Source organism: Bacillus sp. JKS001846, from assembly GCF_900176455.1.
Lineage (GTDB): Bacteria > Bacillota > Bacilli > Bacillales > Bacillaceae_G > Bacillus_A > Bacillus_A cereus.
Window position 1 is genome coordinate 1,138,119 of the sequence record NZ_FWYG01000001.1, and the last position, 15,006, is coordinate 1,153,124.

Genomic DNA, 15,006 nt, shown 5'->3' on the forward strand with positions numbered 1-15,006 from the left:
TAGTAAAGTCTGGCGTACTTTGTTTTTTAATAATATTTAAGTTACAATATAGTAAAAAATAACAATTTAGGGGAAGTCTATGAAAAAAATAGTGTTTATCATTGTACTGGTAATTAGTTTAATTGCAAATGCTAAAGTGTTTCTTTTGGACAAATATATGTATGTTGGTGAAAAAGAAAAGCGAGAAGAAGCGATTATCGCAACGATGTGGCATTTGCAAGATAAAGGATATAAAGAAAGTGATATTTTATATATAAAACCGGCCTTTTATAGCAAAATGGATTCGTATGGAATGAATGTGCAGTTTAAAGATGAACCAAATGAATCATATACATATAGAGTTTTAAAAGATACGAAAACAAATAAACTAACTGTACACCAAGATAGCAATGAGCAAGGTGGTATGGGCGGGAAGCATCAAGAGCTTAAATAAAGAAAGAAAACGACTGATGGCATTCGCCTGCAGTCGTTTTTCTTTTAATCATACTTATGTCGATCTTCCGTAATTCGAATATACTCAATATCCATCAAATCTCTAAGTAATGCACCGTTACTTAGTTCAACGCCATGTTTCTCTTTAAAATGAGTACGAATCGTATCTAGCATTTCGAGTTCTTTCCCATTCACATCTAAAATAATACGTTCAGAATCATCCATATTGCATCCTCCTTTTTTACACATATATATTTTGTCCGTCTATTTCTAAAAAATGTATGTTAACGTAATGTTAGGAAATAAGAAAGGGATGAAAAATGAGACGTATTTATTTTATAGGGGTAATTTTGTACACGCTAATTGTATTACACGTTGCATTCCCACATATCTTTTCATTTGAGGATTTAGAAACAGTACACGTTGCGATATTTATTTTTGCTCTATTTGTAGTAGATTGCTTTATTTCTATACGGCTTTCGAAAAGAAAAGATATACAAGGTGAAAAAGAAATGGAACGGAAAAAGAGAAAACGTTCATTTTGGATGATGACGTACTGTTTGTCTTTAGTGCTTACTGCTGCTTTTTTTAGTGAACATATTCCATTAGAAAGATTAAATATTGGATTTGGAGCGTTCGTATTCGCATACTATTTTTTTATGCACTTTCTTCCTTATATGAAAGAAAAGCGAGGAGAAGAGGAAGACCAGCTTGTAGAAGAAGCGAGAGAACAAGAGAGTAAGAGAATTGAAGGAGATATAAAGAAACTTGGAGAACAAAAATGGTATTTAAAATCAAAAATCATATATGTTCTTTGCTTCATTACGCCGCCAATCGGCTATTTGTACGTCTTCTTACTTCGTAAAAAAATGACAGCAGATGCAAAGCAAACGTACTTAACGATCGCGACAATCATGATGGCGTTATGGTCTTTGAAGTTTCTTCCGCCTTATGTGTTGGCAATTACCGTTGTTGTCGTAGCATGTCTTGTGTTAATAGTGAAGTTTATAAAATGAAAAACACCAAGCCTATGTGGACTTGGTGTTTTATCTATAAATTAAAGCTCACCTTGCTCTTCATCACCACGAACAACAAGGACATCGCATTTCGCATAGCGAATAATATGTTCAGAGACGCTACCAATTAGGAAACGCTCAACAGCATTTAAACCAGTCGCACCACACATAATTAAATCTACTTTATGGTTTGGAGCGATTTCTTTTGAAATTTTTGATTTAGGATTACCGAATTCTAATACAGTTTCAATTTTTTCAAGACCAGCTTCAAGCGCAGTTTTTTTGTAGTCTTCTAATAAGTCTTCTGCAAATAGATTTGCCCGTTCAGCAATTGCACGGCTATAAGCTTCTACTGCTGAGTATGCTTTTACATCAACGATATGAGCAATTGTTAATGTTGCATTGTTGCGCTTTGCGACTTGAATTGCTTTTTTAAAGGCTTTTTCTGCTTCTTTAGAACCATCCACCGCGATTAAAATATTTGTATATGTATTATTCATAGTAAATTCCTCCCAATCTGTTTTATAACTGTTTACAACTTAATTATAAAACAAATTTTGGTAACGTGCTTGCCAGAAACGTTACAGAATTTTGAAAACTCTGTTTCAATTCATTTTAGTTGTAATTGGAGCGAGAACTTGTTACATATGAAGTATAGCAATTTAAAAGGGGGCAGTTTTGTGAGACATGCGCTCATTACAGCCGGTACGAAAGGTTTAGGAAAGCAAGTAACAGAAAAGTTATTGGCTAAAGGCTATTCAGTAACAGTAACGTACCATAGCGATACCACGGCTATGGAAACGATGAAAGAAACATATAAAGATGTGGAAGAGCGTCTACAATTCGTGCAAGCGGATGTCACGAAAAAGGAAGATTTACATAAAATAGTAGAAGAAGCGATGAGCCGTTTTGGCAAAATTGACTTTTTAATTAATAATGCTGGTCCATATGTATTTGAACGAAAAAAGTTAGTTGATTATGAAGAAGATGAATGGAATGAAATGATTCAGGGAAATTTAACAGCGGTATTTCATTTATTAAAACTTGTCGTTCCGGTCATGAGAAAACAGAACTTTGGCCGTATTATTAATTACGGATTTCAAGGGGCGGATAGTGCACCGGGATGGATTTATCGTTCAGCTTTTGCCGCAGCGAAAGTAGGACTTGTTTCATTAACGAAAACAGTTGCTTATGAAGAAGCGGAGTATGGTATTACTGCGAACATGGTATGTCCTGGTGATATTATAGGCGAGATGAAAGAGGCAACTATTCAAGAAGCACGTCAGCTGAAAGAGCATAACACACCGATTGGTAGATCTGGAACAGGTGAAGATATTGCAAGAACCATTTCGTTTTTATGTGAGGACGATTCCGATATGATTACCGGTACAATTATTGAAGTTACTGGTGCAGTGGATGTTATTCATAGACATCGATAGAATAAAATAAGATGAAGTTTCGAATAATTGGACAGTTTATCCATTGTGCTGAGAGGTGCGGATAATACTGTCCTTTAATATAAAATTAAATCTATCGGAAAACTCGTGTTATTTTTTTGTCAAATATTGAGATATTATGTTAAAATATAAGAGCGTAGAAAGCGCTTTAAAAAAATGATTCAGGGGTCATTTCATAACTCAAGGGGGAACTAATCATGCGTATCGGTATTCCAACAGAAATTAAAAACAATGAAAACCGTGTGGCAATGACGCCAGCGGGAGCAGTACATTTAGTACAAAATGGTCATGAAGTTTTTGTTCAAAAAGGAGCAGGTTTAGGATCTGGCTTTACGGATGAAGAATACGTACAAGCTGGTGCGAAACTTGTAGAAACTGCTGAAGAAGCATGGAATCAAGATATGGTTATGAAGGTAAAAGAGCCAGTAGCAAGTGAATACGGCTATTTCCGTGAAGGTTTAATTTTATTCACATACTTACACTTAGCTCCAGAACCAGAATTAACGAAAGCATTAATCGATAACAAAGTTGCATCAATCGCATACGAAACAGTACAATTAGACAATCGTTCTTTACCTTTACTTGCACCTATGAGTGAAGTAGCTGGTCGTATGTCTGCACAAATCGGTGCACAATTCCTTGAGAAAAACAAGGGTGGTAAAGGTATTTTACTTGCAGGCGTTCCAGGGGTAAAACGCGGCAAAGTAACAATCATCGGCGGTGGTCAAGCTGGTACAAACGCAGCTAAGATTGCAGTAGGTTTAGGTGCAGATGTAACAATCATTGACTTAAGTGCAGAACGTCTTCGTCAATTAGATGATATTTTCGGTAACCAAGTAAAAACATTAATGTCTAATCCATACAACATTGCAGAAGCTGTTAAAGAATCTGACCTTGTTATTGGTGCAGTATTAATTCCAGGTGCAAAAGCGCCAAAACTTGTAACTGAAGAAATGATTCAATCAATGGAACCAGGTTCTGTCGTTGTAGATATCGCGATTGACCAAGGTGGTATTTTCGAAACAACTGATCGTATTACAACTCATGACAACCCAACTTACGAAAAACACGGCGTTGTTCATTATGCAGTTGCTAATATGCCAGGTGCGGTTCCACGTACGTCAACTCTTGCATTAACAAACGTAACAGTACCATATGCAGTACAAATTGCGAACAAAGGCTACAAAGATGCTTGCTTAGGCAACACTGCATTACTAAAAGGTATTAACACATTAGATGGATATGTAACATTCGAAGCAGTTGCAGAAGCTCACGGCTTACAATACGCTGATGCGAAAGAGCTACTTGAAAAAGCTCCTGCTTTATCATAATAGAAATACATTTGAGACCTTCCTTTATGAGGAGGGTCTTTTTTATATGGGGAAATAACATGTAAATAATTGTTATTTATTGGTGTAAATCATTTTTTTATTATGATAATTTAGAATTATATAATAAAAAGAGGGGATTCAATGGGGAGTAAAAAGAGGAAGAAAAAGCAAGCAAAGAGACAAAAGTACATAAAGAAAAAACAGGAGCAGAACATACCTTTTTCACAAAAAGTAGTCATTACGATAGAGAAAACATTTCGGTATATTTGTATGTTCTTGTATGTGATTTTTTGCTTGTATTTATGTGGGATATTTAAAAGTTTGGGGATAACCCCCAATGTTATTGAAAGTATTTTAGGCGTTATACTTGTTATGGTAGAAGGAATCTTATTCTTTATATTATTTGATAAAGTATGGCCTAGTCATGAAAGTAAAAAAGATAGAAAAAGAAGCAAAAAATCTTCATACGCTTCAAGCTCATCAAGTGGATTCGGAGATTACAGTAGCAATGACTGTAGCAGCTCAAGTGATGGCGGAGGAGATTGCGGAGGTGGTGGAGACTAAGTTGATTTTTCAGAAGAACGACTAATGGAAGGATGGGATGAAATATGGAAACTGTGAACTTAATAGAATTAACAAAAGACATTCAAGATCAACATAAAAACTTCGTCGTTTCAAACATAAACAGTCATTGCTTACGCATCGCTGTATTTACTGGTGAATATGATTGGCACTATCATTCTAATTCGGATGAATTATTTATTGTGCTAGAGGGAGAGTTACTTATTGATTTTGAAGATGGAGAAACGGCGGTTTTAAAGCCAAATGATTCTATTTTAATTCCAGCATGTACGATTCATAGAACGAGAGCATTAAAGAGGACGGTAAATCTTTGTTTTGAACATATAGAGGCTGATACGATTATAGTGGAGCAATTATGAAAAAATTATCTGTAGCCGAGTATAGAAAAGTTCTTCCGGTTTTAGAAGGTAATACAAGAACGACGACGTTTGCTTATGCGGTATGTGATCAAGTGATAGCTGGTGAGGTTTTTGCCAACGAGAAGTTAACAGCAGGATTAATTCGTACAGTTAACGGTATCTATTATTTATTTGGTCATACGGATGATCAAAATTATAATGAAGATTTATTGATGTATTTAAAAATGGCTATTGAAAAAACAGAGAAGAGATTTACACTATTCGCTTCAAGTGAAGAGTGGGAAATGATGATTGAAGGGCGTTTTAGTAATGTACTTCGGAATATGCCACGAATGAAATTCCAAAGAGAAATCTTTGAAGAGCGAACACAAGATGCAAATAAAAATACATATGCAGTGAAGCGTATTGATAAAAGTGATATAGAACGAAGCAGTGAATTTACAGAGAAGTATTATAAAGAATATTGGGGATCAAAAGAACTATTTTTGAACGGTGGTTTCGGATTTTGTATAGAACAAGGTGGGATGATTATAGCTGAATGCGTCTCAATATTTAGAGGGAATAGTTTTGCTGAAATCGATATTGCTACGCATAAAGCATATCAAGGGAAAGGATTAGCTCAAGCTGTTGCGACACGGTTCGTTGAGCATTGCATGCAAAATGATATTACACCGTGCTGGGATTGTTATGTAGACAATATTCCTTCGCAAAAACTAGCTAGTAAATTAAGTTTTCATAATCCGATAGAATATAGATTGTTTGTACGTAAGAAAACGGGGGAATAAAAATGAATGTGGAATTAACGAGATTCAAAGTGAAACAAGGTAAGAGTCATCGAGTAGATGAATGGATGCAGCTTCTTAATGACAATATGAAAGAAGTCCTTTTGACATTAAACGACGAAAAGATGTACGTTGAGACAATTTTCCGGGAAATAAGAGATGGAGAAGAGTACTTATATTGGTATTCTGTGCAAGGAGAAGGCGGGGCTCTTGTCGAAAATTCTCATTATGAAATCGATAAAAAGCACTTAGCGTTTTGGTATGAATGTATTGATGAAGAAGCAATGTCTATTGATATGAAAACAGAAGTTGTTATGATTCAAGATGTTGTGAGGGAAGCGATGGAATAATAGAGTAATATTTTGTGAACAAAAAACAGTCTTATTTTTTTGCTGAAATATATATTATTGGAGATGCTATAGGATGAGAATTAGTAATAAATATATCACTCTCGATGAAATAGAGATAATAAGAGAATCCTTAAATAAATTGCATGAATATCATAATAATAAATCAAAATATTTTTCTGGCGATTACCCAAGAATGACATTTGAGGAACGTATTGAAAATTATAAAAAGAACTCAAAGTACGGAGAATATAGAATTGAATTATTGATTGAGTCAGAAACAGATAATATATTAGGATTTTGTATAGCGTATAGTAAAAGCGTAAGCGGAAAGATTGAAGTTTTATTTGTTGATGAAAAATACCGAAGAAACGGATTTGGTTTGAAATTAATGAATAGTGCAGTGGAATGGTTTAAAGTGAAAAAGATAGATGAAATTGAATTAACAGTAGTGTATGGAAATGAAGCTGTATCATTTTATGAAAAGCTGGGATTTTATCCTCGTTCAATTATTATGGCAACTAAGTCATAACGATAGTATGGGGAGAGATGAGTGGGAGTTTTTGTTTCAAAAAAATGGTTCATATTTTACTAAATTATATGTGAAGAGCACATCAAAATAAATGTGCTTTTTACTATGGAAAAATTTATAAAAGCTGTATTTGGATATCTTTAAGTGAAAATAAAGAGGGATATCGAGAATATTTTAGGATAAACTATAAAGTGAAACTTTAATCAGTGGTGAGGGCATCCCCCACTGATTATCAGCCCTCACCAATCGGGCTTTTACGAGCAGTCCGCCCCCCACCTAACTTCTTTGCTTCCGCTGAATTTTGATGTGGGGTCTTACTGCCTGTTAATGCGGGATAAAGAAATAAAAAACACCAAACCAAAAGACTTACCAATATACGGTGTAGTCGTAACAGGAAAACAGAGGATTTACAAAGTTTACAAGGGTCACCGTATATTAAGGCTGCTGTAAGAGGTGTAACAGTTGAGAAATATTGATTACGAGTAATTAATGTGAATAATCAGAAAACTTATGTTATAATATGGGAAAAGGAGGTTTATATGAGGCAAATACATGGAGCAATTTATATTTACATAACAATGTTTTTCGTGGCGATATCCTATGGATTGGGGCACGTGTATTCGCATCCTATACTAACTTTTTTAAGCGGAGCATGTATGGCGTTTGCGCTTCTTGTCCACCTTTTCTCAGTTTGGATCGTGAAATTTCAATTAAATATTAGTGAAATAGAAGAAGGCACTTTTTGAGTGGCCTTCTTTTTTAATAATATTTAAAGGGAGAAATAGAAAATAAATAAGTGCTTTTGAATGGAGGGGGGCATTATGAAGAGAGCATTATTCTTTTTCATTAGTATTTTCTTTTTAGGAAGCTGTTCCATTTCGTATGTTACTTTTTCTAGCGAGAGCAAAAGTTGGGCTGGACAATATAAAGGGCATATTAAGGATGACAGTGAAGATGGGATGTTTACGTTTCAATATAAGGGCGGGGATGGAAAGACAGAATTTAAAAACTTAGAGATTGCTATTAATGGAGCCTTTAGTACAATGACACAAACGTCAGAAGTTCATAGAGGAGCAAAGATTGAAATGAAGTCTTCTTGTGTAAGTTGCGCGCCTATCTCTAAAGATGAACCTATAGAAGTTGTGATTAAATGGGATGATAAGTATGAGGAGAAGATGGTGCTAAATTTGAAATAGCCTAGAGTAAGGGGTTAAAAATGAATAGGCATATGAAAATTGTTATGTTTTTAAGTGTATTTCTAGTCGTATTATCAGCGTGTGATACAAAACCAGTAGAGCAAGTAACGGTAAAAGAAGGGTATCTTATATTAAGAAATGACACGGTGTTTTTTGCCGATGATAAAACGTTTAAAACAAAAGTAGAGTTGCAACATTATATAGAACAACAAATGAATAAAGATCATCCAGCACATATAGTCTTGAGCTTTAAGGACAAAGACGCATATAAACAGTTAAAAACAGGGGATAAAATAAAAGTATGGTTTTCTCAAATACTTGAAAGTTATCCAGCAAAAATGATTGTAGAGAAATTTGAAATAGTAGAGAAATAAAAAAGGCAGCAATCAAGCTACCTTTTTTATTATTTTACAAATTGTAACTCTTTCGGGAACTTCGTTAAAATTTCTGATCCGTCTTTTGTGATGTAAATATCATCTTCAATACGAACGCCACCTACGTTTGGTACGTAAATACCTGGCTCGATTGTGAAGACCATACCTTCTTTTAATGGAGACTCGTTGCCAGCTTTTACATCTGGATATTCGTGTACGCTAATTCCAAGTCCGTGACCAAGGCGGTGGGGGAAGAAGTCACCGTAACCTGCATCTGCGATAACAGAACGTGCAGCGTTGTCGATTGCGCCAAGTGTAACACCCGGTTTACATGCTTCAACTGCTTGTAGTTGTCCAGCAAGTACAGTGTTGTAAATGCGAGTTTGCTCTTCAGAAATCTCACCGAATGCTACTGTACGTGTAATATCAGAGCAATAACCATCAATGATTACGCCTAAATCAAATAGTACGAAATCGCCGCGTTTCATTTTGTTTGCGCCAGGAATACCGTGTGGAAGAGCAGAGTTCGCACCTGCTAATACCATCGTATCAAATGACATTTTATGTATGCCTTTTGTTTTTAATTCGTGTTCAATAATTGCTAATACTTCTAGCTCGCTGCGGTTTTCTTTAATTGCATTTACACCAACTTCAACAGCATAGTCCGCCATTTTAGCTGCTTCGCGTAAAATAGAAAGTTCTTTTTCATCTTTAATTAAACGAAGTTCGCGAACTTTCTCCTCAGCTGATTTGAAAGCTGCATTTGGGAATAATTTCTTTAATTCTTCGTAGCGCTCTACGTTTAAATGTTCTTTTTCAATTGCAACTGCATTTGCATTGATGCCGCGGTCTTTAATTGCTTTTGCAATCATATCCCATGGTCTGTCAGTATCAGTAAATCCGATAATTTCATGTGCCCAGCCAGCGTTACGCGCTTGACCTTCTTCCATTTTAGGGCAAATTAAAATAGGTTCTTTTTCTTGGAATACAAACATACCAAGTAATCTTTCGTGTGGTTCACAGTGGAAGTTTGTCATGTAGAAGACGTTCGGTGTAGAAGTTAAGAACGCAGCTTCTACGTTTTTTTCTTTTAGCCATTGCATTAAATTTTCTAATCTAGCATTCATCGATTGGCACCCCCGAGATATTTAATTACAAATATAACTTTAACTCGGAAGAAAGTGTTATGACAAGTAAATAGATGTTAGAAAAGACAGGGAATTGAAAAATCATGTAGAATAAAAAGTGAGAATGTGAATAGGGGAGGAATGTAATAATGAAAGTATCTTATCATGGACATTCAGTTGTGAAAATTGAGGCGAATGAAAAAGTTATTTTAATTGACCCGTTTTTAACAGGTAATCCGAAAACAGATTTAAAAGCTGAAGATGTAAAAGTGGATGCAATCCTTTTATCGCATGGACACGGTGATCATGTTGGAGATACAGTAGAGCTTGCGAAGAAAAATAATGCAGTTGTTGTAGCGCCATTTGAACTAGCAACATTTTTAAGTTGGCAAGGTGTAAATACACACCCGATGCATATTGGTGGTTCACATGAATTTGACTTCGGAAAAGTGAAGTTTACACAAGCATTCCACGGCTCTAGTTATATTGATGAAGAAAATAAGACGATTACATATACAGGTATGCCAGCAGGTATTTTATTTACAGCAGAAGAGAGAACTGTATACCACGCAGGAGATACTGCACTATTCTCTGATATGAAGTTAATTGGGGAATTAAATAAAGTTGATCTAGCATTTTTACCAATTGGTGATAATTTCACAATGGGACCAGAAGATGCTGTACTAGCGGCAAAATGGATTAATGCGAAAACTGTTGTACCGATGCATTACAATACGTTCCCAGTTATTGAACAAGATCCATATCAATTTGTAGAAAAGCTACAAAATTGTACAGGGAAAGTATTAGAAGCTGGAGAAAGTATTACACTATAGAAAAGAAACCCTTCATTTGAAAAGAAAAGTGAAGGGTTTTTACGTGTGTAGGACAGCTTTTAATACTTGTATTTGTTTTGGTGATTCTTTTCTTTTGGTACGTGGCTGCTCAGGTGTTTCATTCAATTCCATTGTAACTTTTTTCCCATCTACGAAAGCTAAAAATACAGCACCTACAACCTCTAAAAGTTTTTTCATCATGTGTTCGCTCCTTTGTTTTATTTCTTGTCTTAATTGTATAGGTAATCAAGTGTGCGAACTATCGAATGAGATGACAATAGCATTACATTGTTGTAATAGAATGACTGGTGGAATGTAAGAGTCATTTTGTTATAAAAAAAATAGTACAGGTATGCAAAGAGAGAGTGTAACAGTTTTGAAAATATAGTATACTGAAAGTACAACACATGAAGAATTTAGGGAAAAGAAAGTATGGTGAAACCATTTGGCTACCAAGCATAACCAAATTTTAGAACATATTAATAGCCTGCCAGTAGGCCATAAAATTTCTGTAAGACAAATTGCGAAAGATTTGAGTGTAAGTGAAGGGACCGCTTACCGTGCAATTAAAGATGCAGAAAATAAAGGGTATGTTAGTACAATTGAACGTGTCGGAACAATTCGAATTGAACAAAAGAAGAAAGAGAATATCGAAAAACTGACATATGCAGAAGTCGTTAACATTGTCGACGGTCAAGTACTTGGAGGCAGAGAAGGACTACATAAAACGTTAAATAAATTCGTAATCGGGGCAATGAAATTAGAAGCGATGATGCGCTATACAGAAGCTGGGAACTTACTTATTGTCGGTAACCGTACGAACGCACATCAATTAGCGTTAGAAACTGGAGCCGCTGTATTAATTACGGGCGGATTTGATACGGAAGATCATGTGAAGAAATTAGCAGATGAATTAAAACTGCCGATTATTTCAAGTAGTTACGATACCTTTACAGTTGCAACGTTAATTAACCGTGCGATTTACGATCAGCTTATTAAGAAAGAAATTGTACTCGTTGAAGATATTTTAACGCCAATTGAAGAAACGTTATATTTAAAGCCAAATGATACAGTGCAGCAATGGCATGCCTATAATGAAGAGACGATGCACGGAAGGTATCCGATTGTTGATGAAAGTAACAAAGTGCTAGGAATCGTGACTTCAAAAGATATGATCGGTGTAGCGAAAGAAACACCAATTGATAAAGTGATGACAAAACACCCAATTACAGTGAACGGTAAAATGTCTGTCGCAGCTGCGGCACGTATGATGGTGTGGGAAGGTATTGAGTTACTTCCTGTTGTTGATGAAGGAAATAAACTACAAGGTATTATTAGCCGTCAAGATGTACTTCAGGCACTGCAAATGATTCAACGTCAGCCACAAGTTGGAGAAACCATTGATGATATTGTAACGAATCAATTTATGACGCCGAAAGAAGCGAAGAATGAGCATCTATATCAATTTTCGGTGACGCCGCAAATGACGAACTCAATCGGAACGTTATCGTACGGTGTATTTGCAACAATTGTGACAGAAGCGACAAATCGCGTCATTCGTGCGCAAAAGAAAAGCGATTTAATTGTTGAAAACTTAACGATTTATTTCGTAAAGCCGGTTCAAATTGATAATGTTGTATCTGTTCATCCGAAAGTATTAGAAATTGGGCGTAAATTTGGTAAGGTCGATGTAGAGGTGCATCATGAAGGTAATGTTGTTGGAAAGGCATTACTTATGGTGCAGTTAATCGATAAATAAAAAGATGGAACAAATCGTTTTGATTTGTTCCATCTTTTTTTGTTGTTTTAAATTTGAAAGGCATGATTTTAGATGGGAGTTTTAGTGAAATATGTATGGAGTGGAGTGGAAAAGTAACGTAAGAAAAGACAGAATAGTAATTCAATTTGGTTGTATATTGTGTTATGATTATATTGTAAGAAAATGGATTTCTGAAAGGTGGTATGCATTATGTCGTCAGCCGTACTCTTTTTTGGTAGTATCGCACTATTTTACTTTCTTGTAATGATACCGATCCAATATTTATATTTACAAGGTTTACATGAAAAAAAGGAAAAGACAGGATTATCTCAGCGAGAGCTATATGAAAAAATGTCTTTTGGAGAAGAACAACTACATTTTCATGTACAAGGTAACCCATTTAATATACCATCTGCGTTTGTTGCATATATGATTTTGAAAGTTAAGGGACGTAAAAAAGCATCACAATATTGATGCTTTTTTATGTTGCTTCATAGACTTCGGCTTCTTTAACTGCTAATGGTAAGAAATGTTTGTATTGGCGAAACCCGTTAAATACACTTGCACTACCAAATAGAACGAATAAAACACCAACGATAATACGAGCGGTTGAAAGTTCTAAAAAGAATTGGTTTATCCCGAAAAATAAAACGAATGAACCGAGTGCCATTGCGGATTTTCCTGAGAGCCAACCTTTCTCCATTGGGCGGTTTGTACGAAAGTATTTTGTTTTGTAAAAGAGGTACAACATAAATGAGACGATAATACAGAAGACTAATACTGGCATAGTGAACACTCCCATCGCTTTGTGAAAAATAATAGAAAAGAAAAAGAAATATCTAAACTTTCTAACTTTTATTATAAAGCAATTGTTCGCATGTATGAAATACTTTCCGTTATAATGGAGGATAAAGTGAAGAAGTTGATTAAAAAGGAGATTATACATATGCATGAGCAAATTTTAGGAGCAATTAAAGAGTTTGATACAATTATTATTCATCGCCACGTGCGTCCGGACCCAGATGCGTTAGGTTCACAGGGTGGTCTTGGTACAATTCTACAAGAATCGTTTCCAGAGAAAAATATTTATACGGTTGGGTACAATGAACCGTCACTAGCATACTTACGAGTAATGGATGATATTGAAGATAGTGTATACGAAAATGCGCTTGTTATTGTTTGTGATACTGCGAATCAAGAACGGGTTGACGATCAACGCTATACAAAAGGGAAGATGTTAATTAAAATTGATCATCATCCAAATGAAGATCCATATGGAGATATTACGTGGGTAGACACGACAGCGAGTTCTACAAGTGAAATGATTTATGAGTTTTATAACTATGGAAAAGATAAAGGATTAAAAATAACAAAAGAAGCAGCTCGCCTTATTTTAGCAGGAATTGTTGGAGATACAGGTCGTTTCTTATTCCCAAATACGACAGCAAAAACACTTCGTTACGTAAGTGAGCTTGTTGATATGGGTGTGAAATTCACAGATTTATACAATGAAATGTATAAGACAAAAGAAAAAATTGCTCGTTTAAACGGTTATATTTTACAAAACTTTACGATGGTAGAAGAAGGAGCAGCTTACATTAAATTAACGAAAGAAGTATTAGAAGAGTTTGATGTACTTCCTTCTGAAGCATCTGGTGTTGTTGGAGCGCTTGGCAATATTGATGGATTAAAGGCGTGGGTTCTATTTTTAGAGGAAGATGACGTAATTCGTGTTCGTCTTCGTTCAAAAGGACCAGTTATAAACAAATTGGCAATGCAATATAACGGCGGAGGGCATCCGATGGCTTCTGGTGCCAAGGCATCTTCTTGGGAAGAAGCGGATCGTCTTTTTTCTGATTTACGTGAGATTTGTAAATAAAAGACTATATGTTAGAACGAAAAGAAGGAGCGGCGCTAAAGCCCTCCTTCTTTATTTTTCTTTCTCTATAGTAATGCTAATTTCAAGCACTGTATCAAAAGATATTGTATCGACTTTAAAACGGTATAGCCGATCGTAATGTTTGTATGTTTTATTTTCGATTACCTTTTTTAGTAGGTCTTTATTTTTTGCGATACTTTGAATGTTTTTCGTTAAAAGATGCTGGAGATCATTATGAATAGATGTAGTCATATTTTCGAGTGTAAGATTGTCTAAATCGTATTTTTCTCGATTGATAAGTTTTATTTTAATCTCTTGAATGGTTAAGAGCCGTTTATTTTCAGTGTTCAATTTTTCTTGATCTTCGAGAAGGACGTGGAGCTTTGCTTCTTGTTTTTCTATAATTTCTCTTTGTTCTGCTATTTTACTAGCTTGTTCTTGTTGAAAAACACCGTATATGTACAAAAAAATAAACCAGCTCAACACGCCTCCAACAGCAGCACCAGCTAATACTAAGTACCATCTTTTTGCTGTATTGGCACTTGGTACTCTCATACATGTTCCTGCGTTAGCCATTTAATAATAATGAGACCTGTTTGCATACCACCAGTTGCGAAAAAAATAAGGAGAATTTGTTTTACGATATCTTTCATATCTCCGCCAAAGAAACTTCTTTCAAAGCTATAAAAGGTATCGAATGTTCCGCCGATTGCTGCAACGAGTGCCCAAATTCTTAAATTTTGGGCGAATTGATTAATGTAAGTTAGAGCTGGTTTTCCGATAAGAAACGCACCAAATCCACCAATTAATGAACCGCCAAGTATAACCCCAAAGGCAATAAAATAACTAATAATAAGCAGAGAGAAAAAAGTATGTTCTCTTACATCCATCGTCATTCCCCTTTCTTCTTCATATATATGGACAAAGTATAAGAAGTATGTTTTGATTTCCGCTTTCCTCATCACCTATAATAAAAGTAGTCAAATAGGTAAAGAGAGGG

23 protein-coding genes and 1 pseudogene are annotated in these 15,006 nt (G+C 35.3%); 17 read left to right on the forward strand and 7 right to left on the reverse strand.

Annotation, left to right across the window (positions count from 1 at the left end):
- Positions 1–79: 79 nt before the first annotated feature.
- Positions 80–433: a DUF3139 domain-containing protein gene (locus B9A45_RS06230; RefSeq protein WP_000724675.1), complete on the forward strand. Its 354-nt coding sequence runs from the start codon at positions 80–82 to the stop codon at positions 431–433.
- 44 nt (positions 434–477) lie between these two features.
- Here the strand turns inward: B9A45_RS06230 and B9A45_RS06235 are convergent, their stop codons facing one another.
- Complete coding sequence (locus B9A45_RS06235; RefSeq protein ID WP_000342765.1) at positions 478–657, reverse strand: hypothetical protein; 180 nt, start codon at positions 655–657, stop codon at positions 478–480.
- Between the two features lie 95 nt (positions 658–752).
- On the opposite strand from B9A45_RS06235, the gene B9A45_RS06240 reads away from it, so the two are divergent.
- The gene (locus B9A45_RS06240) at positions 753–1,448 is read left to right on the forward strand and encodes a hypothetical protein (RefSeq protein ID WP_084063940.1); all 696 of its coding nucleotides are present in this window, start codon (positions 753–755) and stop codon (positions 1,446–1,448) included.
- Positions 1,449–1,489: 41 nt separating this feature from the next.
- Here B9A45_RS06240 and B9A45_RS06245 read toward each other — a convergent pair whose 3' ends face one another.
- Entirely contained in the window at positions 1,490–1,948 is a 459-nt protein-coding gene (locus tag B9A45_RS06245; protein WP_001066673.1) for a universal stress protein, read from the reverse strand.
- Between the two features lie 147 nt (positions 1,949–2,095).
- On the opposite strand from B9A45_RS06245, the gene B9A45_RS06250 reads away from it, so the two are divergent.
- The 11 genes and pseudogenes from B9A45_RS06250 (at position 2,096) to B9A45_RS06300 (ending at position 8,408) form a co-directional block, all read left to right on the forward strand.
- Positions 2,096–2,887, forward strand: a complete 792-nt coding sequence (locus tag B9A45_RS06250; RefSeq protein WP_002062486.1) for an SDR family oxidoreductase — start codon at positions 2,096–2,098, stop codon at positions 2,885–2,887.
- Between the two features lie 215 nt (positions 2,888–3,102).
- On the forward strand, positions 3,103–4,236 hold the full coding sequence (gene ald, locus B9A45_RS06255; protein ID WP_001219402.1) for an alanine dehydrogenase: 1,134 nt from the start codon (positions 3,103–3,105) through the stop codon (positions 4,234–4,236).
- A gap of 141 nt (positions 4,237–4,377) precedes the next feature.
- On the forward strand, positions 4,378–4,800 hold the full coding sequence (locus B9A45_RS06260) for a hypothetical protein (protein ID WP_084063941.1): 423 nt from the start codon (positions 4,378–4,380) through the stop codon (positions 4,798–4,800).
- Positions 4,801–4,844: 44 nt separating this feature from the next.
- The gene (locus B9A45_RS06265; protein WP_000450931.1) at positions 4,845–5,177 is read left to right on the forward strand and encodes a cupin domain-containing protein; all 333 of its coding nucleotides are present in this window, start codon (positions 4,845–4,847) and stop codon (positions 5,175–5,177) included.
- Entirely contained in the window at positions 5,174–5,962 is a 789-nt protein-coding gene (locus tag B9A45_RS06270; RefSeq protein ID WP_084063942.1) for a GNAT family N-acetyltransferase, read from the forward strand. The genes B9A45_RS06265 and B9A45_RS06270 overlap by 4 nt, the downstream gene beginning before the upstream one ends.
- 2 nt (positions 5,963–5,964) lie before the next feature.
- Complete coding sequence (locus tag B9A45_RS06275; RefSeq protein WP_016110784.1) at positions 5,965–6,309, forward strand: DUF6176 family protein; 345 nt, start codon at positions 5,965–5,967, stop codon at positions 6,307–6,309.
- 73 nt (positions 6,310–6,382) lie between these two features.
- Positions 6,383–6,838, forward strand: a complete 456-nt coding sequence (locus B9A45_RS06280; protein WP_001222923.1) for a GNAT family N-acetyltransferase — start codon at positions 6,383–6,385, stop codon at positions 6,836–6,838.
- Between the two features lie 336 nt (positions 6,839–7,174).
- Positions 7,175–7,314, forward strand: a pseudogene (locus B9A45_RS32100) (anti sigma factor C-terminal domain-containing protein); the annotation flags it as partial.
- 63 nt (positions 7,315–7,377) lie between these two features.
- Positions 7,378–7,584, forward strand: a complete 207-nt coding sequence (locus B9A45_RS06290) for a hypothetical protein (RefSeq protein ID WP_001248905.1) — start codon at positions 7,378–7,380, stop codon at positions 7,582–7,584.
- Positions 7,585–7,659: 75 nt separating this feature from the next.
- Positions 7,660–8,034 carry a hypothetical protein gene (locus B9A45_RS06295; RefSeq protein WP_016110783.1) on the forward strand — a complete coding sequence of 125 codons (375 nt, stop codon included), beginning with the start codon at positions 7,660–7,662 and terminating at the stop codon, positions 8,032–8,034.
- A gap of 20 nt (positions 8,035–8,054) precedes the next feature.
- Positions 8,055–8,408 carry a DUF3221 domain-containing protein gene (locus tag B9A45_RS06300; protein WP_016110782.1) on the forward strand — a complete coding sequence of 118 codons (354 nt, stop codon included), beginning with the start codon at positions 8,055–8,057 and terminating at the stop codon, positions 8,406–8,408.
- A 29-nt stretch (positions 8,409–8,437) separates the two neighbouring features.
- Here the strand turns inward: B9A45_RS06300 and pepQ are convergent, their stop codons facing one another.
- On the reverse strand, positions 8,438–9,535 hold the full coding sequence (pepQ, locus tag B9A45_RS06305) for a Xaa-Pro dipeptidase (protein WP_000994024.1): 1,098 nt from the start codon (positions 9,533–9,535) through the stop codon (positions 8,438–8,440).
- 149 nt (positions 9,536–9,684) lie between these two features.
- Here pepQ and B9A45_RS06310 point away from each other — a divergent pair, with 149 nt between their 5' ends.
- Entirely contained in the window at positions 9,685–10,368 is a 684-nt protein-coding gene (locus B9A45_RS06310; RefSeq protein ID WP_000868920.1) for a metal-dependent hydrolase, read from the forward strand.
- A gap of 39 nt (positions 10,369–10,407) precedes the next feature.
- Here the strand turns inward: B9A45_RS06310 and B9A45_RS32105 are convergent, their stop codons facing one another.
- On the reverse strand, positions 10,408–10,569 hold the full coding sequence (locus B9A45_RS32105; protein WP_000976306.1) for a hypothetical protein: 162 nt from the start codon (positions 10,567–10,569) through the stop codon (positions 10,408–10,410).
- A 244-nt stretch (positions 10,570–10,813) separates the two neighbouring features.
- Here B9A45_RS32105 and B9A45_RS06320 point away from each other — a divergent pair, with 244 nt between their 5' ends.
- Positions 10,814–12,127 (forward strand): CBS domain-containing protein, encoded by a 1,314-nt coding sequence (locus B9A45_RS06320; RefSeq protein WP_000201590.1) that lies wholly within the window; start codon positions 10,814–10,816, stop codon positions 12,125–12,127.
- Between the two features lie 210 nt (positions 12,128–12,337).
- Positions 12,338–12,601 carry a DUF3949 domain-containing protein gene (locus tag B9A45_RS06325; RefSeq protein ID WP_000093045.1) on the forward strand — a complete coding sequence of 88 codons (264 nt, stop codon included), beginning with the start codon at positions 12,338–12,340 and terminating at the stop codon, positions 12,599–12,601.
- A gap of 7 nt (positions 12,602–12,608) precedes the next feature.
- Here the strand turns inward: B9A45_RS06325 and B9A45_RS06330 are convergent, their stop codons facing one another.
- Positions 12,609–12,914 carry a YtpI family protein gene (locus B9A45_RS06330; RefSeq protein WP_001144776.1) on the reverse strand — a complete coding sequence of 102 codons (306 nt, stop codon included), beginning with the start codon at positions 12,912–12,914 and terminating at the stop codon, positions 12,609–12,611.
- Between the two features lie 159 nt (positions 12,915–13,073).
- On the opposite strand from B9A45_RS06330, the gene B9A45_RS06335 reads away from it, so the two are divergent.
- Positions 13,074–14,006: a DHH family phosphoesterase gene (locus B9A45_RS06335; protein ID WP_084063943.1), complete on the forward strand. Its 933-nt coding sequence runs from the start codon at positions 13,074–13,076 to the stop codon at positions 14,004–14,006.
- A gap of 51 nt (positions 14,007–14,057) precedes the next feature.
- On the opposite strand, the gene ytrI is transcribed toward B9A45_RS06335, so the two are convergent.
- On the reverse strand, positions 14,058–14,561 hold the full coding sequence (ytrI, locus tag B9A45_RS06340) for a sporulation membrane protein YtrI (protein ID WP_001265740.1): 504 nt from the start codon (positions 14,559–14,561) through the stop codon (positions 14,058–14,060).
- Positions 14,558–14,971 carry a YtrH family sporulation protein gene (locus B9A45_RS06345; RefSeq protein ID WP_002005839.1) on the reverse strand — a complete coding sequence of 138 codons (414 nt, stop codon included), beginning with the start codon at positions 14,969–14,971 and terminating at the stop codon, positions 14,558–14,560. The genes ytrI and B9A45_RS06345 overlap by 4 nt, the downstream gene beginning before the upstream one ends.
- Between the last annotated feature and the right edge of the window lie 35 nt (positions 14,972–15,006).